This window comes from Lysinibacillus sp. FSL P4-0201 (assembly GCF_038593425.1).
In the GTDB taxonomy this organism is placed as follows: Bacteria; Bacillota; Bacilli; order Bacillales_A; family Planococcaceae; genus Lysinibacillus; species Lysinibacillus capsici.
Genome location: NZ_CP151995.1, coordinates 4,301,921 through 4,320,443, shown reverse-complemented (window position 1 = coordinate 4,320,443; position 18,523 = coordinate 4,301,921). Strand labels below are relative to the sequence as shown.

Annotated in this window: 18 protein-coding genes and 2 other annotated features; of the genes, 12 read left to right on the top strand and 6 right to left on the bottom strand. The window is 37.0% G+C overall.

The annotated features are described in order from the left end of the window. Positions 1-146: 146 nt before the first annotated feature. Positions 147-1,334: a hypothetical protein gene (locus tag MKY76_RS21745; protein WP_342557141.1), complete on the bottom strand. Its 1,188-nt coding sequence runs from the start codon at positions 1,332-1,334 to the stop codon at positions 147-149. A gap of 235 nt (positions 1,335-1,569) precedes the next feature. Here MKY76_RS21745 and MKY76_RS21740 point away from each other — a divergent pair, with 235 nt between their 5' ends. The 4 genes from MKY76_RS21740 (at position 1,570) to MKY76_RS21725 (ending at position 3,897) form a co-directional block, all read left to right on the top strand. Further along, positions 1,570-2,220: a hypothetical protein gene (locus MKY76_RS21740; protein WP_004231775.1), complete on the top strand. Its 651-nt coding sequence runs from the start codon at positions 1,570-1,572 to the stop codon at positions 2,218-2,220. An 84-nt stretch (positions 2,221-2,304) separates the two neighbouring features. Further along, on the top strand, positions 2,305-2,877 hold the full coding sequence (locus tag MKY76_RS21735; RefSeq protein ID WP_048394104.1) for a hypothetical protein: 573 nt from the start codon (positions 2,305-2,307) through the stop codon (positions 2,875-2,877). Next, positions 2,870-3,151, top strand: a complete 282-nt coding sequence (locus tag MKY76_RS21730) for a hypothetical protein (protein ID WP_112116799.1) — start codon at positions 2,870-2,872, stop codon at positions 3,149-3,151. The genes MKY76_RS21735 and MKY76_RS21730 overlap by 8 nt, the downstream gene beginning before the upstream one ends. Positions 3,152-3,159: 8 nt before the next feature. After that, complete coding sequence (locus MKY76_RS21725) at positions 3,160-3,897, top strand: hypothetical protein (protein ID WP_313870665.1); 738 nt, start codon at positions 3,160-3,162, stop codon at positions 3,895-3,897. Between the two features lie 212 nt (positions 3,898-4,109). Here MKY76_RS21725 and rpmG read toward each other — a convergent pair whose 3' ends face one another. After that, positions 4,110-4,259 carry a 50S ribosomal protein L33 gene (gene rpmG / locus MKY76_RS21720; protein ID WP_004231780.1) on the bottom strand — a complete coding sequence of 50 codons (150 nt, stop codon included), beginning with the start codon at positions 4,257-4,259 and terminating at the stop codon, positions 4,110-4,112. 169 nt (positions 4,260-4,428) lie between these two features. Here rpmG and MKY76_RS21715 point away from each other — a divergent pair, with 169 nt between their 5' ends. Beyond that, on the top strand, positions 4,429-5,622 hold the full coding sequence (locus MKY76_RS21715; RefSeq protein WP_066037980.1) for a GTP-binding protein: 1,194 nt from the start codon (positions 4,429-4,431) through the stop codon (positions 5,620-5,622). A 20-nt stretch (positions 5,623-5,642) separates the two neighbouring features. Here MKY76_RS21715 and MKY76_RS21710 read toward each other — a convergent pair whose 3' ends face one another. Next, positions 5,643-6,185, bottom strand: a complete 543-nt coding sequence (locus tag MKY76_RS21710) for an isoprenylcysteine carboxyl methyltransferase family protein (RefSeq protein ID WP_036079526.1) — start codon at positions 6,183-6,185, stop codon at positions 5,643-5,645. A gap of 1 nt (position 6,186) precedes the next feature. Beyond that, positions 6,187-7,269 carry a 3-oxoacyl-[acyl-carrier-protein] synthase III C-terminal domain-containing protein gene (locus MKY76_RS21705; protein WP_342557140.1) on the bottom strand — a complete coding sequence of 361 codons (1,083 nt, stop codon included), beginning with the start codon at positions 7,267-7,269 and terminating at the stop codon, positions 6,187-6,189. A 392-nt stretch (positions 7,270-7,661) separates the two neighbouring features. Here MKY76_RS21705 and rsgA point away from each other — a divergent pair, with 392 nt between their 5' ends. From rsgA to metG, 4 genes are all read left to right on the top strand, one after another. Then, entirely contained in the window at positions 7,662-8,732 is a 1,071-nt protein-coding gene (rsgA, locus tag MKY76_RS21700; protein WP_328013039.1) for a ribosome small subunit-dependent GTPase A, read from the top strand. A 17-nt stretch (positions 8,733-8,749) separates the two neighbouring features. Further along, a complete protein-coding gene (fosM, locus tag MKY76_RS21695) occupies positions 8,750-9,175 on the top strand; it encodes a FosM family fosfomycin resistance protein (RefSeq protein WP_066037983.1) in 426 nt (141 codons plus the stop codon). Positions 9,176-9,190: 15 nt separating this feature from the next. Further along, positions 9,191-9,838 carry an HAD hydrolase-like protein gene (locus tag MKY76_RS21690; RefSeq protein ID WP_036079520.1) on the top strand — a complete coding sequence of 216 codons (648 nt, stop codon included), beginning with the start codon at positions 9,191-9,193 and terminating at the stop codon, positions 9,836-9,838. Positions 9,839-9,926: 88 nt separating this feature from the next. Beyond that, positions 9,927-10,187: a binding site (T-box leader), on the top strand. A gap of 56 nt (positions 10,188-10,243) precedes the next feature. Further along, entirely contained in the window at positions 10,244-11,878 is a 1,635-nt protein-coding gene (gene metG, locus MKY76_RS21685) for a methionine--tRNA ligase (RefSeq protein WP_066037984.1), read from the top strand. Positions 11,879-11,928: 50 nt separating this feature from the next. Here the strand turns inward: metG and MKY76_RS21680 are convergent, their stop codons facing one another. Together MKY76_RS21680 and MKY76_RS21675 are read right to left on the bottom strand one after the other, a co-directional pair. Continuing rightward, positions 11,929-13,500: a 2-isopropylmalate synthase gene (locus MKY76_RS21680; RefSeq protein WP_036079516.1), complete on the bottom strand. Its 1,572-nt coding sequence runs from the start codon at positions 13,498-13,500 to the stop codon at positions 11,929-11,931. A 92-nt stretch (positions 13,501-13,592) separates the two neighbouring features. Continuing rightward, positions 13,593-13,831, bottom strand: a binding site (T-box leader). Positions 13,832-14,093: 262 nt separating this feature from the next. Next, positions 14,094-15,788 carry a methyl-accepting chemotaxis protein gene (locus MKY76_RS21675; RefSeq protein WP_103118926.1) on the bottom strand — a complete coding sequence of 565 codons (1,695 nt, stop codon included), beginning with the start codon at positions 15,786-15,788 and terminating at the stop codon, positions 14,094-14,096. A gap of 311 nt (positions 15,789-16,099) precedes the next feature. Here MKY76_RS21675 and MKY76_RS21670 point away from each other — a divergent pair, with 311 nt between their 5' ends. From MKY76_RS21670 to MKY76_RS21660, 3 genes are all read left to right on the top strand, one after another. Continuing rightward, the gene (locus MKY76_RS21670; protein WP_342557139.1) at positions 16,100-16,594 is read left to right on the top strand and encodes a DUF1648 domain-containing protein; all 495 of its coding nucleotides are present in this window, start codon (positions 16,100-16,102) and stop codon (positions 16,592-16,594) included. A gap of 226 nt (positions 16,595-16,820) precedes the next feature. Next, positions 16,821-17,411, top strand: coding sequence for an RNA polymerase sigma factor (locus tag MKY76_RS21665; RefSeq protein WP_048394121.1), 591 nt, complete (start codon positions 16,821-16,823; stop codon positions 17,409-17,411). Continuing rightward, positions 17,383-18,501, top strand: a complete 1,119-nt coding sequence (locus MKY76_RS21660; protein WP_342557138.1) for a DUF4179 domain-containing protein — start codon at positions 17,383-17,385, stop codon at positions 18,499-18,501. Before MKY76_RS21665 ends, MKY76_RS21660 begins: the two co-directional genes overlap by 29 nt. Positions 18,502-18,523: the final 22 nt, after the last annotated feature.

Here is an 18,523-nt window from a genome sequence, read left to right as displayed (position 1 = left end):
TCATTATTCTATTCATTTCAGATTAGGGGTTAAGGGCAATTATCTATTTCACCTATAAATTCAATGATTTCTTTATGACTGCTTTTATTTAACACATAAAGACATCCACTATGTATGTTTTGACATAGTGGATGTTTAAGATATTGTTAACTCCATCTTTTAAAGAAATCGAAAAATGAGTTTTTTCCCTTTTTATGTTCTTCCTCAATCGGCTTGTTTACAGATTCAAGTTGCATGATCTCTTCTTCAAAGGACGGATGAACCTCATAGGTTGCATCAGCATGATACACTTCAACATATTCTTCTGTTTCTAATGAAGGAGAATGATCTATAGCTGCAGGTTCTGCTACTGTTTCTGCAATGATTTGGTTGAGAGGCTCACTAGCTATTGCTTCAATGTCTTGACTAACAGGGTCGCTAATTTGCTCCAAGATAACTTGTTCTATCGATTCATTCGTTACAATGGGATTCTCAAGATTGTTATGTTCATTCTCAATTTTCACAACCTCCATAGGATTATTTAATGTTTCAGTTTTAGTGCTATCTGATTCATTAACTATAGAAGATTGTAAAGTATCATTCTCGATGTTTTCTTCTCTTGAAGCAGGCTGTACGGCAGATGGATCATATACACTTACTGGAACTTCCTTTGCATCCATGGCATTTTTAAAATGGAAGGTGGATTCAACTGTCGTGTTTCTGTATAAACCATTGTATATTTGGCTAGGGTGCGTATTGATTGATTGGAAATATTGCTGATTAAAATGCCGTTCTTCAGGTTTAGTTTCCGGTAGACCATTCTGAGGAGAGGGACCCCCGATATTTACATTTGGTTGGTGGTTTTTGGCTTTACCTGCCACACTTTGTAGTAGTCTATAAGAAGGTTGTGCTGATGTAATTGTAGTTTGATCTGCTGTCTGTGTCATTCTAGGTTGTCTAGGTAAAAGATTAGAATAGGTTTGAGCAGGCATGTCAATGGAGGGCATTATGGTTTTTATATCATTTCCTTTAACTGGCAACAGTTTATTTAAAATTGATAAAATCTCTTGGTTCATTCCTTCAATGGTTTGATTCAAAGACTCAAGCTGTGTTGAAAGAACCCTAATTTGATCGTCGTATCCTTTTATATATGAATTTTGTTTAGTATCCAATGTCTCTGTAATCCCTTCTAAATGGTCCATCTGTGTTTTTAGTCCATCAAACTCCTGCTTCATATAAAGGAAATCTTCAATTGACTTCCCCATTTTTAACGAGGTTAACGATTCTCTATAAGATTCAATTTTTTCCTTTAAATTTTCAATTTCTTGAGTGGTATACAATTTTGACTCTTCCATTGTAGTTCACCCCTTTCAGTCCATTATTAGTTTATTAAAAATATTGACTTTCTGTTACAAATATAACGGTTCTTTCAACATTTTGATTCGTATCGTTAATGAGGGAAGTGTATGAAAACAAATCTTGATTGATTTTAATAAATATCCAATGTAACTATTTGTTAGCCCATGCACTTATAGCTGAAAAACATATGCTACAAACGAAAGATAAAAATTTTATGGAGGTGTCAAAAGGATGCAAGAGCATATGCCATCCCAGGCGCAGGAACTAATCTGTATAAATGTTGATAAGGTATACGACTGGATTGTAAAAGAAATGTCGTTTGATATTTCACCTACTGGACCAATTACATTCCCAGGTGTTACAGCAACTACTGACTTAACAGGTGCTATTGTTACTTGTCGAGTAATTCCAGCAACTACAAATCCAATTGTGATTCTGAACCGTGAGAATCGCCAATTCTCTATTGATGGATCAACTGTTTGTCTGCAACATCTAAATGTTCAAAAGAACTTCATTCTAACAATTGTCGTTACTTTACCTAATGGTACTGTTTTCACAAGCAATAATATTCCAGTTTCTCGCTGTGAGCAAGTGACATTATGTGCACCTAAGGGAACAGACGTTGAAATTTTATACACAGATTTAGATTGCTTCGTTTGTACAACTGGAACACTTAGTGTTGGAACAGGTGCTGCAGCAGGTACAATCACGTTCTCTGCGTTGACAATTACTGTTGCTGTTTGTCAAAGTATTCAATCTACATTCCCAGTTACTGTGGAATTTTTAGCAACTTTCTGCGAACCAAGAGCAGACTTACCATTCTCATGTCCAACTGCGGTTCGTCCACAACAATGCCCAGTTATTTTCCCAACTGTTGGTTAATTGTGATAACAAAAAGAAGAAAGTCATACTATGAAGAGAGGGTAATCCTCTCTTTTTTTAATGGAAATAACAAGGAGGTTTAAAGTGGCAGATCGTATTGAAGACAAGATACAGGCACTAAAAGAACAAACAAATGCCTATGTTCATGATATTAAAAGATTGGTTGAGGAATTAGCAATTCCGAATAGGATTAACCTCATTAGTTATTTTACAACTGCACTTAATATTTCTTATGATCCTGAGCAAGAGAGTTTATGTTTAGGCTCCTATCATATTCGTAATATTGGTAGTGCAGCCGTCACGAACCCATCTTTGTGTATAACAATACCCAAGGAGTCACCGTTTTACTTTTCAGGGAGATATGTTCATGAAAATTTCACTCCGAATTTTAAAACTCAGGGGCAGAGTCAGTGGGAGCGTTTTAATGACAAATCAAGCAAAGAGGAGTATTGGCTGAGACCAGTTGGTAAATCAACAATCGAACCGAATGAAACCATTTCATTTACCAATTTTCAAATAAAATGGTCCCATAATTTATCATATTCAGGCACGATTATGGGTTTTACATATTGCGATCAGCTCACAGAAGGTGTTGTTGTTTTAAATCCAATTAATCTAAATGGAATGGGCCAAACACAGGAGGAAGACAATGGGTGACAACGAAAAACAAGAGTTCGGTAGTGTAATTCAACAATTAGTAAAGGAACAGCTAAGTCGTCGTAATGAACAAGATAATAGCTTTGCCTTTCTTGAAAAAAGTACATTACAGCTATTAATGGCTTATCTTGTTTCAGGCGAAAAGAGTCATGTTGAACAAATAGAGAATTCAAAGTTAGAAGAAAAATGGATGAAGCAGCTGGATGATTTACTAGAGGAAAGTAGAGAGCAGCTTGAAGAGGTGGTCGATTTACTAAAAAGATATTCAGGCTAGGGGGTGTGATGATGGACAATGATATTGTGAAAAACAATGATCCAATACAGCTCCAACAAATGATTATTTTTTTAAGGGCCGAGTTAGCCAAGTACAAAAATGAAGTAAAAAGACTTAGAGATAGTGATTATTATGCTTTGGTTCTTCGACTTGAACGAGAAAATGTTCAATTAACAAGGCATAAAAAAGAACTTTCGATGGAGCTCCTAAAGTTGAAAAGAGACTTTGATAAAGAATTGCAAGCTTACGATGAAGAAATTCAGAAGAGAGAAGCACAAAGAAAAAAGCAAATTGCATCCATTGAGGCATTATTAAAGGAATTGGCAGAATTGCGGGCTGAAAAAAAGTCATTGATGGACAAATTTCAAGCATCGAAGGAGGCTTCGATCGATTCAAATGAAAGGTCTATTGTGGAAGGCATAGATAAAAAGTTAAGTGACTATACAACCATAGCAAGTAAACAAATGGAGAATATTTTAGAGACACTAGAAAAATACCATAGAGAGAAAGTAGAATCGGACAGCCTTCATCGACATTTACTAAGTGAGTTAGAGACGAAAAATCTAGATATTGAGAGATTATCCAATGAAATAGTTGCATTAAAGAAACAATCTAAGGATGGTAGCACATCAATGAAACAAGGAGTTAATATTGATGAACAAATAGATTTTAGATTACGCATGCTCGATGAATTAGATGAGAAATTGAATGAACTAGCGTTAGAAATCAATAGTGAGCAGCTTTAGCTATAAAATTTCATCATGACTGTTTCAAAAGTATGCCTTTGAAACAGTCATTTTTTTGATTTGCATAAAAAGCTTTTAAGAAGGTTCAACCGCTCACAAAGAAGAGGAAGGCGCTCCAAAGCAGGTTAACCTCGCTCACAAAGTAGAAGACACCGCTCTAAAACAGGTCAGAACCGCTCATGAGGATCTCATCATGACCCCCCATTCCAATATTATTTTGTTTCTCTATGCAGGGTTACACGCTTCAGGCGAGGGGAGTACTTTTTAAGCTCCAATCTTTCGGGATTATTGCGTTTATTTTTAGTAGTAATATAGTTTTTATCACCTGTTTCAGTACAGGCTAGCGTTACTTGTACACGCATTGAAGGACCTCCTTTTAAATAGTAATTATTACGATTTATACAATATATTTCTCATTGGAGATTGTCAAGTTTAATTTCACTAGTAATAAAAAGCTTTGCATTTTCCAAAGTAATATGATTTAATTACAAATTGTAAATAGTAATGATTACGATTTGGGGAGTTGTAAAAATGACAAAGAAAATTCCTGTTACAGTATTGAGTGGATATTTAGGTTCTGGTAAGACAACAATGATGAATCATGTATTGCAAAACAAAAAGGATTTACGTGTCGCTGTTATTGTGAATGATATGAGTGAAATTAATATTGATGCGGAGCTTATCGCAAATGGTAGCGGTATATCACGTACAGAAGAGAAATTTGTGGAGCTATCGAATGGTTGTATTTGCTGTACATTACGAGAGGATCTATTGCAGGAGGTGGAACGTCTTTCGAAGCTAGGCAATATTGATTACATTTTGATTGAATCGACAGGGATTAGTGAGCCGATTCCAGTTGCACAAACATTTAGTTATTTAGACGAGGAGCTTGGCATTGATTTAACGAAGTTTTGTCGATTAGATACAATGGTTACTGTCGTAGATGCCCATCGTTTTTGGCATGATTTTCAGTCTGGGGAAAGCTTATTGGAGCGGAAGGAAGCTGTTGGTGAATTAGATGAGCGTGATGTTGCAGACCTTCTTATTGATCAAATTGAATTTTGTGATGTCCTTATTTTAAATAAGTGCGATTTAGTATCCGCAGAGGAGCTTGAGCGATTAGAACGTATTTTACGTGCATTACAGCCTGAGGCAAAACTTATACGTACAACAAATGGTGTTATTGATCCAGTTGAAATTTTAAATACGGGGCGCTTTGACTTTGAACGTGTCTCTGAATCGGCTGGTTGGTTAAAGGAGTTGGAGCTTGGTCATGAAAACCATACACCAGAGACTGAGGAGTACGGGATCTCTTCTTTTACCTATAAACGCAAAAGACCGTTTCATCCGATGCGCTTTGTTGAGTGGTGTGATCACATGCCAGATTCAATAGTACGAGCGAAGGGTATTATTTGGAGTGCAAGACATCAGGAAGTTGCGCTATTATTATCGCAAGCGGGGTCATCTGCAAAAATTGAACCAGTCTCTTATTGGGTAGCGGCACTTTCTCAAGCCCAGCAGCAGGATGTATTCCAGCAAAGCCCTGAAGTATTGGAAGATTGGGATGAAGAGTTCGGAGATCGAATGACACAACTTGTGATTATTGGCATTGATCTAGATCGAGAAGACATCACTAAACAGTTGGACAACTGTCTGTTAACAAATGAAGAGTTTCAGAACCCTTGGGAAAGTCTACAAGATCCCTTTAACTGGGAATGGCAATAAAGAAGAAAAGAAGATTTCGGCTAAGACTCCGAAATCTTCTTTTGAAATACACGATTATAATTAGTAGCATCTCGTAATGCTTTTTCTTCTATAGGTATTCGGACAGAAAGCATTGTAATATTGAGTAATGTAAAACAAAATGCTGTAAAGTAAGCCTGAAACATGAGTGGTAGCAAAAGGATTTCTAAACAAACTACCGCATAATTGGGGTGGCGCATATATTCATATGGCCCTTTACGAACAACTTGTGCGTCAGGTAAAATGAGGATTTTTGTATTCCAAAAAGTGCCCAAAGAGCGAATACACCAGATCCGCAAAGCCTGCACTGCTAAAAATAATATAAAAAATAACGGAAATAAGGGCGAGATACCATTGTTGTTTGTGACGATTTCCACTATTAAAAACAGAAAAAAGCTAATATGCATGGCTACCATATAGGGGTAGTGTGAAGCACCTACTTCATAGGCTCCTTGTGAAAGCATCCATTTCTCATTGCGCTTGGCAATGACAACTTCTGTCAATCTTTGTAGAACGACAAGGATAAAAATAAAATAGAAGATCATGTTACTCCCTCCAGTTTAATAATACAGCTTCTGCACAAAAACCAGGGCCAAGAGCTACGAGCAAGCCTGTATCCTCCACTTGTCCTTCATTTAACATAAACTGCTCTAATACGTATAGCACTGTCGGTGATGACATATTACCATGTCGTCTCAATATTTCCCGAGAAATGTCGGTTTTTTTGGGAGATAGATAAAGTGTATCTTCGTAAGCTTTTAATACCTTTTTTCCTCCCGGATGCGCAATAAAATGAGTCAATTGTTCGCTGTACAGTCTTTGTTCCATTAAAAATTGCTCAATGAAAGGTCCGAGCCAATTGGTAATAATAGAAGGAATACTTTTTTTGAAAATGACATGAAGCCCGTTGTTCTTCACATCCCAACCCATTACATTTTCCGAATCTGGCATCCATTTAGAACCTGTAGCTAGAATATTAGGGGTTGGCCTTTTTGTTGCGATAGCTGCTTCATCCCCACCAACAAGTATGCATGCTGCACCATCGGCAAAAAGAGAAGCACCAATTAAATTACTTTTAGAAAAATCATTTGGCTGAAAAGTGAGGCTACATAACTCGACACAAACGACAAGTACCTTTGCATGTGGATGGGCTTTACAAAAATCATAGGCTCTGCTTATACCAGCGGCTCCTCCTGCACAACCAAGACCCCATAGAGGAATGCGTTTAAGTAGGTCTGAAAAGGGAAGCTTGTTCATAACACGTGCGTCAATGCTAGGTGTTGAAATTCCTGTACTGCTAACAAAAATGATGGCATCGATGTCCTCAGTAGGAATAGGTGAGGATAAAAAAGCTGTATTAGCTAAACATGCTTGAATGACACTTACACTGTAGTGTGTAGCTAACTCAATATATAAATTATTACGTTCTTCAAAGGAGTGATTCGTACGATGCCATTCAGCTGGCACACAAAAATGGCGTGTGTCGATGCCACCATTTTCAAAAACCTTTAAGTAGCGCTCTAGTTTTGGAATTTTTGCATAAAAAAGCTCTTTCGTTAGTTCCTCTGCGTTATCTTGCTGTAATGTGTAAGGTGGTTGATATGTGCTAATTGAAATGATTTTAGGCAATCCAACATCTCCTCGCATTTAATGGTTTTGTTCATTGTATGCGTGGATGATTGGAATAAATGCTTATAATATTGTAATTGACAATTTCTGAAAATTTAGCTATATTGATAACAACTAAATGGAAAGTAGGTGATGTGACATGATGAATAGATCTGTAATTAGCGAACTGCAATTCGGTTTGTTCAATTTCACACGCCTAAAATATACAAAGTGACGCCGTGCCATAACTCGGGGTATTTGTGTATCTTTTAAACGTGCCTGTGAAACCTTGTAACTGCCGAATTGCAGCTACAAGGTTTTTTATTGTAGTTCGAAAAGGTGAATTGCGATAGGGCCTCTTGCGGATGACAACTATTTTCGCTGAGACATCATACGTTTAGGAGGAAAATAAATTGAATTTAACAACATTAGGTTTTACAACATATTTTGAAGAGCAAATGATAGAAATGAAAAAACAGGCTAAATTAAAAAATTGTGTGCCTGCAAGGGTTACTTTAGAGCATAAGCATTCTTATCGGGTGTTAGCTGAAGAGGGAGAATGGCTTGCGACAATTGCTGGTCATTATGCGTATACATCTTTAGCGAGGGAGGACTATCCAGCAGTTGGTGATTGGGTGCTAGTGGAGAAAATGCCCGGAGAGGAACGAGCAATTATTCATCAGCTATTCCAACGAAAATCTGTATTTTCACGTAAAGTTGCAGGAACGGAAATTCAAGAACAGATTGTCGCATCAAATGTCGATATTGTGTTACTTATTATGAGCTTGAACGCAGATTTTAATATTCGACGTTTGGAGAGATATTTAGTGGCTGCTTGGGATTCAGGGGCAAAGCCCATTATTGTCCTGACAAAAGCTGATTTATGCGAAGATGTTTCGAGCTTAGTACAAGAAGTGGAGTCTGTAGCCTTTGGTGTGGATATCTTTGTAACGAGTGCTCTATCGGGCGAAGGTCTAAAGGAAATTCAGACGCTATTCACAGAGGGGGTCACGGGGGCACTATTGGGGTCTTCTGGAGCAGGGAAATCCACATTAACAAATGCTTTATGTGGTGAGATACTGATGAAAGTAGCGGGTATACGTGAGGATGATGCCAAGGGACGACATACAACAACCCATCGAGAGCTAGTAGTATTGCCTGCTGGTGGCTGTCTAATTGATACGCCAGGGATGCGTGAGCTTCAATTGTGGGATCAAGGGGATAGTTTAGCTTCTAGCTTTCAAGATATTGAGGAACTAGCAACAGCTTGTCGTTATCGTGATTGTACACATCAAAAAGAGCCTTATTGTGCTGTCCAGCAAGCTATAGTAGATGGGGACTTGGACCAATATCGTCTACAAAGCTATTTTAAGCTGCAAAGAGAATTGGCTTATATGGAGCGCAAAACAAATACGCAAGCAAAACTTGAGGAGCAGCGCAAGTGGAAGCAAATAGCCAAGGGAATGAAAAAGGGGAAGAAATAATCAATAGGAGCACAACCATGACAATTCAAAACATCAATCATTTATTGTTTTCAGTTTCTAATTTAGAGGAATCCATCACTTTTTATGAAAGAGTATTTGATGCCAAGTTGCTAGTAAAGGGGAACAGCACAGCCTATTTTGATGTAAATGGGCTGTGGCTAGCTCTTAATGTAGAAAAGGATATACCCCGTAATGACATCCATCATTCCTATACACACATTGCCTTCACAATCGCTGAGGATGACTTTGATAATATGTATGACAGATTGGTTCAGCTAAAGGTCAATATTTTAGCAGGTCGGCAAAGAGATGAAAAGGATAAAAAATCGATTTACTTTACAGATCCTGATGGTCATAAATTTGAATTTCATACAGGAACTTTGCAGGATCGTTTGGATTATTATAAGCAAGAAAAGCAGCATATGGTGTTTTTTGATAACTAATTAAGGAGAGATTTTATGAATAAAGCGTTTATTTTTGATATGGACGGAACATTATTTCAAACCAATCTTATTTTAGAGCCTGCGCTCGACGCAACATTTGATGTGCTGCGGACAAACGGCTTGTGGCAGGGAGAAACACCTATAGAAAAATATAGAGAAATAATGGGGGTTCCTTTACCTGTTGTGTGGGAAACATTATGTCCTATGCATGCTTTAGAGATACGAGAAGAGAGCAATGTATTATTCCATGTAAAGCTGATTGAGCAAATACGTGGACATAAAGGTGCTTTGTATCCAAACGCTGAACAAACCCTTGCAACATTGTCAGAGAATTATCCGTTATACATAGCGAGTAATGGACAGGTTGACTATTTACAAGCAATCGTCGAAACCTATCAGTTGGAGCGTTTTATAAAGGGAATCTATAGCATTCAAGCAATTGCAAGTGGGCATAAATCGGATCTGGTCAAAAGAGTTGTAGATGAAAATAAAATTGATTATGGAGCAGTGGTAGGAGATCGTTCTTCGGATATCCAAGCTGCACAGGACAATCAATTACTATCAATAGGTGTCCGCTTTGACTTTGCACAAGACAAGGAGTTAGAAAAAGCAGATATAGTAATTGATGATTTAACTGATTTGCTAAAGGTTACATTCGATTAACTCAAGAAAGTGAATCAAACAAAGGATGCTTTTACAACAATCATTGCATTTCCTCACAAGAAGGCGTAAAATAATGCCAAATCCTATAGAAAAAGCATTGAGAAGGAAAAGTAAATTGGATTAGTATTTTGTAGAGAGCCTCTGTTGGTGGAAATGAGGTAAATGAACCCTTTTGAAAATGACCTTTGAGCTTCGTACCGAAAGCTTTTTAGCCAGTAGATTACGACGAGATGAGCACTCGTTACAACAGCAGCAGTATCTCTTTTTTGAGTGAAGACGTACTGATAGAGGCAAATAGTGTAAGCTATTTGTAAATATAGGTGGTAACACGGGTATACTCGTCCTAATCAGATTTGATTAGGGCGATTTTTTTTATCATTTTTTCTGTGAGGGGAGCAATTTAGAATGACGATTGTTATTGGAGGCGCTTGGCCGTATGCAAATGGCTCTTTGCATTTAGGGCATGTTGCCGCATTATTACCAGGTGATATTTTGGCTAGATATTACCGACAAAAAGGTGAGCAGGTTTTATATGTATCAGGCAGTGATTGTAATGGTACACCCATTTCTATACGTGCTGCACAAGAGAATACAACGACAGAAGCTATAGCTAATCACTATCATGATGAGTTTACTAGATGCTTTCATGATTTAGGATTTACCTATGATTTGTACACAAGAACGGATGCGGAGCACCACCATGAATCCGTTAAGGCCCTTTTCTTACAGCTACTGGCTAATAATTTCTTATACAAAAAGAAAATTGAACAGGCTTACTGTGAGACGGATAATCAATTTCTACCAGATCGATTTGTCGAAGGTCTTTGTCCAAATTGTGGAGCGAAAGCAAGGGGAGATCAATGTGATAACTGCTCAGAAATTTTAGACCCATTGGACTTAATTGATAAGCGCTGCAAAATTTGTGGGAACGAACCTGTTATTCGGGAAACTGAGCACTTTTATTTTACCTTTAGTCAATTTCAAGGAAGGTTGGAGTCTTATTTAGCACAAGCGAAAGTCGAGAAACGTTGGCGTGACAATGCTTTAGGGTTAACGGAGCGATACTTGGCAGAGGGAGTTCCCGACCGAGCAGTAACAAGAGATTTACCGAATGGCATAGATGTTCCAGTGCCAGGTTTTGAAGGGAAAAAAATATATGTATGGATTGAAGCTGTAGCAGGGTACTTAACAGCAAGCTTAGAATGGGCAAAAGAGCATCATATAGCTATTGAAGATTTATGGAATGAAGAGACCATTTCATACTATGTACATGGGAAGGATAATATTCCATTCCATACAGTTATTTGGCCAGCCATTTTAATGGGAATTGGATCCAAGGCCTTACCTACCCATATCGTATCTAATGAGTATTTAACATTAGAAAAACGCAAATTATCTACTAGTCAGAATTGGGCTGTATGGGTTCCTTATATTTTAAGCCGTTATGATGCGGACTCTATTCGTTACTTCTTAACGATGAATGCGCCAGAAAATCGTGATACTGATTTTTCATGGCGGGAATTTATTTATAGCCATAATGGCGAACTACTCGGAGCCTATGGCAATTTTGTAAACCGTACATTGAAGTTTATTGAGAAATCATTTGCTTGTCAGGTGCCACAAGCGGAGGTGGATAGCGACATTCGAAAACAAACCGTACAATTGTTTAATGAAGCGGGTGTTCTTATCGAAGGTGGTCATTTCAAGCAGGCGTTAGAATCGATTTTTGAGTATATTCGCGGTGCTAATCGTTATTTTGATGAACAACAGCCATGGCTACAGGTAAAAGAAAACGTAGAGGCAGGTAATCGTACATTAGCAACTTGCGTCTATATCATTGCGAATTTAGGACAGATGCTGCATCCTTTCTTACCGTTTTCAGCAAAGAAAGTAAGAAATATGTTAGGTATAAATGAAATGATGTGGCATGAGCAAGTAGATCTCCCTAAAGTCATTCGAGAGGTGACACCATTATTTGAACGTCTAGATATCGAACGAATCGATGAGGAATATCAAAAACTAGTTAGGGATAGTCACTAGGATTGAAAAAGCAGTATGGCACAAGTGCCATACTGCTTTGCTATTTTCATTTAATTCATAACAGGTGTTAATTTTGTCACTACAATGCTATTGATCGCATTAATATAGGCTAATGCACTTGCCTTAAGAATATCTGTATCTGCTGCTTTTGCAATATACTTTTCGCCTTCATGCTCGATCGTAATTTTTACTTTACCTAAAGCCTCTTTGCCTCGTGAAACACTATTGATATTATATTCCACTAGTTTTACATCCATATTTGTAATTTCTGCAATGGCTGAATAGAGGGCATCAATTGGACCAGAGCCTACTGCACTAGCTTTAAATACTTCGCCGCCTTTTCGAACCTTAACACTTGCTGAAGGGAAGCTTGTATTGCTGACGACTTGTAGATCATCAAAATCAAAGAATTGCTCACTATAATGTGTAGCATTTTTATTATTGGCATCATGTTTTTCATAATAGCTTTCAACAATAACATATAAATCGTGATCATATACTTCTTTCTTCGCATCAGCTAGCTTTAAGAATCCTTCGAAAATACCTTCAAATTCCTCTGTTGAAAGATTAGTAAAACCTAATTTTTCAAGAGCATTTTTCACTGCATGGCGACCAGAGCGAGCTGTTAGTACTAGTTCCATATCATCAAGACCTACATCCTCAGGATGGACGATTTCATAAGCATCACGCGATTTTAACAAACCATCTTGGTGAATACCAGAAGAATGGGCAAATGCATTATCTCCTGTAATGGCTTTATTGACCTGTACATCTAAGCCCATAAAGCTAGAAACAAGACGTGAAGTATTCATAATTTCTTTTGTATTAATACGTGTTTCTGCATTGTAGACGGAGCTACGAGTTTTAAGTGCCATGACAACTTCTTCTAATGCAGCATTACCTGCGCGTTCACCGATACCATTGATTGTACACTCTACCTTATCTGCACCATTTTTAATTGCAGCTAGCGTATTAGCCGTTGCCATTCCAAGATCATTGTGACAATGAACGCTTAAAAGAACGCTATCATCTAAGTTTTTCATACGGTCATTTAATTTAAAAATCATTTCTCCAAATTCCTCTGGCTCTGCAAAGCCAACCGTATCAGGAACGTTAATCATCGTTGCGCCAGCTCTCATAACAGCTTCAATTGTTTTCCAAAGATATTCAAAGTCAGAACGAGAGGCATCCTCTGTGGAATATTGAACTTGCGGCAATAATGTTTTAGCGTATTTCACAGCATCCACGCCAATTTGTAAAATTTGATCTTTTGACTTGCTGAATTTTTTCTCCACATGAATATCAGAGGTTCCTAGTACCATGTGAATCATCGGGTTTTGAGCATACTTCACAGCATTATAGACAGCATCAATGTCAGCCTTTACAGCACGTGCTAATGCTGTAATCATAATGTCGTTTGTATTGCCAACCTTTTCAGCTACAGCTTTGACGGCATCAAAATCACCTTGAGAGGAAGCGGGGAATCCAGCCTCAATAATATCGACACCTAATTTTTTCAGCTGCTGTGCGATCTCTACTTTTTCATAAAGATTTAGCTTTGCTCCAGGCACCTGTTCGCCATCACGTAAAGTTGTATCAAACACCCAAATTTTTCTTCCCATTTTCAAACACTCCTTTTTAGTGATTAGTATCTAAAATCTACACTTAGGCCAATAAGTCATTAAAAAAATAAAAAAACCCGTCTCTATTTAAAAATAGAGACGAGTTTATGCTCGCGGTACCACTCTAATTGACCTTCTCTTTATAGAAAAAGTCCCCTTATCGACAGCTATCACTGTCTATCCTGTTAACGGGGGAAACCGACATCCCTTACTAAAAAGTTCAGGGAGTAGCTCATGGACGAGTTCAAAATGTGTGCCTACCGATTTACACCAACCATCGGCTCTCTACAAGTACACAATCACTTTTACTATTTCCAATCTTGGCCTGCAATGTGTTGTTGAAAGCAATATTACTTGGATATTAACTGCCTGTCAATAATATTCTAAAAATTTATTTAATTCTGTCTTAAGTAATGTCTATTTTATTAAAAATTTGATATTTGGTGAAGTGTAAAATAAAGTGGTGAAGAATGTATTTACTAGGGGAAAATGGTGAGTAGGGTTAGCATACGATAGGTAGAAAAATCATGCTATTTTTCTTTGTATGAAGAAACTGCTCGTTTTCTATAAACCTAAAGAAAACGAGCAGTTTTTTATTCTACCTTAAAACGAGAGACTTGCGTGTGAAGTTCTTCTGCCATATTTGAAAGTGTTGCTGCTGAAGCAGCTACTTCTTCGATAGTAGCTAATTGTTCCTCGGAAGCAGAAGCAACATTTTGTAAATTAGATGAGGACATCTGTGCAATAGTTGCAATTTCATCAAAGGAAGCATAGATTTGCTCTGCACTAGAGGACATCTCCTCTGACACTGTCGTTGCTTCTTGGATTTGCATGGATACTTGCTCAATCAGCTCAACAATCTTAGAGAAACCTTCTTCTGCTACCTTCACTACTTGCATACCAATTTGAACCTCTTGAGTTCCAGTATCCATCACCGTTACAGCACGGTTTGTATCCTGCTGTATTTCAGAAATCAAGGTAGCGATTTGCTCAGCGGATTTTTTTGATTGCTCTGCTAGCTTTTTCACTTCATCTGCTACGACTGCAAAGCCGCGTCCATGATCGCCTGCACGAGCCGCTTCAATTGCAGCATTAAGTGCTAATAAGTTTGTTTGTTCTGCAATATCAGTAATAATGCCAATGATATTGCCAATTTCAATGGAATGCCCGTCTAGATTTTTAACAACACTTGCTGACTCTAAAACAGCCGTGTTGATTGTTGTCATCTGAGAGATAACACGATGTAAAGAATCATTCCCTTTCTTAGCCTCTGAATTTGTTTCGATTGCCAGTTCAGAAACAGCCGCAGTAGTAGAAGCTAATTGTTGTATACCCTTTGTCATGTTTTTCATTGCTTCTGAGCTTTCAGTTGCGTTTTTCCCTTGAGCCTCTGAGCCACTAGCAACCTCTTGAATAGAAGAAGTGATTTGTTCTGTAGCCTGTATAGTTTGCTCTGCACTAGCTGTTAACTCAGCAGCAGAGCCACTTACTTGTACAGTGTTTTGGCGCACATTCGTAATTAAATCCTTTAAATTTGTAGCCATTTGATTAAACGCAAGCGCTAGATCACCTACTTCATCACGATTCTTTATACGAATTTGTTCAGCTGTTAAGTCACCCTCAGCTATTTTTTTCGCAGCTTTAGCCATACCGTTAATTGGACGAGACATTAGACTACCAACAACCATAGCAATTATCAGACTTATGACAACAGCAAAGACTCCAAGAAGCATCATTTGGAGCTTGATGTCTTGAATTTGATTGGATGTAGCAGCCATTTTACCTTCTACATATTCATTTTGATAATTAGAAAGGTTTTCAACACGTTCATCGAATTGTTTAATAATTAAGCGTCCTTGAGTACTATCCAATTTTTCGTACTTCTCTGTTTCTCCAGCAGCCTTTAACTCAAACATACGATCTGCAAATTCTTGCACATTTTGCTCACTTTTATTAATAGCTTCAAGCATCTTAATTGATTTTTCTGAATCTAAAGTAGCCATTAATTCTTCTGATTTTTGTTTGAATTCCTCGCGTGAGGCTTGATTACTTTGAAAGTTTTGTTTGTCTCCAAGTAGTAAGTAGCCTCGCATGCTGACAATTTCCTGTTTTGCAATCACCCGTAATTCCTGAATACTTATAGATTTAGTAGTTTGTTCCTCCAATAATGTACGATAGGTCTTATTTACAGAATCAAGCTGTTTTATATTTAAGCCGATTGTTGTAACGAGTACCAAAATAACTATAAAAAAACCGAGTAATAATTTCTTGTAGATAGTAAATCGCATAGTTGAAATATCCTTTCTCAGTAATTAGTAGAAATGTTACAAAATAATGAAATATGTATATATATCATTTATATCAGATTATATGAATTTTACAAAGTATTATGAGTATTTCTACAGTAATTAGCAGTTTGAAAATGGGTATAAATTATATATGAAGTAATAAAAAAAGCAGATTTTATCGCTATAATGCTACTAATAATAGGGATAATTAATGGTGCATGTTGAATATTAAGTCAATTTTCATAAATTTTGAAACTTTAATAGTAGTCATAACGTAGATGTAGTAAAGGAAAAGAACAGGGGTGGAGAAAATGTATAGGCCAATTTTAAAGTTACCTAAAACAAGATCAGAAAAGATATGGGACTATATTGGTGGTAGTATATTTATTTTATCCATCTTTTATATTATATTGGCATGGGGTAAGTTGCCTGATGAAATACCTGGTCATTTTAATGGATTAGGTGAGGTGGATCGTTGGGGCGCAAAAATAGAATTATTCATTCTTCCGTTCATCGGTTTATTTTTATGGATTGTTATGTGGCTGCTAGAAAAAGCACCTCATATGCATAATTATCCGTCACGTTTGGATGAAAGTAATGTAAAAGCATTTTATTTGAATAGCAGAAAAATACTAAATCAAGTAAAAAATATCTGTCTCATTTTATTTGCTTTTATATCGATTCAGATGGTTCGTATTGGTCTTGGTGAGGTAAATTCATTAGGATGGTGGTTCCTACCCATTGTATTGATAGGAGTATTTATCCCAATTATTAAAGGGTTTATAACAAGCTCCAAAATAAAATAGTGAGACTCAAACGCTTAGGTTACCCTTAAGCGTTTTATTTTTGTGAAAAAATTTTTATAGTGTGTCACAAATGGCTGTTGATTTCAGTTATATAGGCGAGGAAGGGAAGATATAAAAGATTTCTCCAAGTGACTCGATGACATTCAATAATATTTTTAAGATTTTTTATCTAGTGTCACAAACTTCTAATAATTTCAGTTATATAGATTGGAGAGGGGGGACAACATTGACTACACGAGAACCATCAAAAGAGCGAGCTGATATAGATATTCAATCAATCGTGGAGCAAGTTCAATCAGGGGACACGCATGACTATGCAGAAATCATTCGTTGTTTTCAAAAGCAAATTTATATTTATTGTTACTATATGCTAGGAACCAAAGAGGAGGCGGAGGATGCTTCGCAAGATATTTTTATTAAAGGACTAGAGAATATTCATAAATTTTCTTATACGGTTTCCTTATCGGCGTGGCTTTATAAAATCGCTCACCACCATTGTATTGATGTCATAAAAGCAAAAAATAGGGGCTATAAATTTTGGCTAAGTGTGAAGCGAGAACAGGTGAAGCAGACGCAAGCACCGATACCTGAATATGATGAAATGGTGCATAGGCTACTGGAAAACTTACATGTAGATGAAAAAAGGATTTTACTGCTTCGTTCTATTGAAGAATATAGCTTTGAAGAAATTTCTGAAATTATGGATATGAAACCAGCTACAATAAGAAAAAAATATGAACGATTACGCAAAAAATTAATAAAGGAAAATAAGTTAGGAGGTGGATTTTATGAGCATTCATTCAAAGCAGAAGGATAAAGAAATGGCACGAATAGAGCTGCTAATTCGAGAAACACCTGTAGAAGTTGATTTGGTTGATCGTGTAATTAGTAAATATGAACGTAACGAGCAGCCACAAGTAGTAAAGCACCAGAAGAAATGGCACTATAAAGTTGCTTTTGCAACAGCCATGCTAGTTAGCTTACTATTTATTACATCATTTATTTCACCAACAATGGCTGCAACGCTTAAACAAGTGCCTGTACTATCCTCAATTTTCCGTCTCGCTGGTGATTTGGGGTTGCAGATGGCTGATGAAAAAGGACTTTCTACAAAACCCCAGACAAGTGTGACACAGGAGGGGTTTACATTAAGTGTATCGGAAGTAGCGTATGACGGTACACGTGTTTCAATTGCTATTGAACGCCCCTATAAAGAAGACCAGAAAGAAGCTTTAATGGATTGTATCAGTAATTATAATTTGTTTATAAATGATGAGCCTATTAATTCTTTTGCTCCGAGTGAGTCCAATTCTATTAGTCGTTTTATGTACCCTGGTAAAGATAATGCTTCTGTCATTATTGAATTTTCAGATCTGAGAAATCAGGGAGGGAAGCCTTTCCCAGAGCAATTTGATTTAACCATTCAAGCTTTTGTCAAAGGTATAGAAAACCCCATTGAAATTGATATTCCTGTGAAAAATAAAGTGAAAGACTATGTAGCTTTAGCACCAAATATAAGTCGACAATATGACAATATTCATTTGACTCTTGAAAAGGTCAAGCTAACACCAGTTACAACAAGTATCACAACACGGATGGTTTTAACTGATAATTCAACGTTCACTGATAATTTAACACTACTAACAATGGGGATAGTTATTATTGATGAGCATGGTCGTGAAATTGAATTAATTGGAGGAAACGGTTGGAACGCTACCAATGGAAACATTCATCTTGATGATCTTCGGTACACTCCTTTTGAATCTGTTCCAAAAACAATAACCTTAAAACCCTATATCCATCTTTTCAAGGAAAACGAAAAAGGTATGTTTCAATTGGATAAAAACGGTTATCCGAAAATTCGATATATACCTGAACTAGAGATCACTATACCAGTTCAACCATAAAAATAATTGAGAAAGTGTAGTA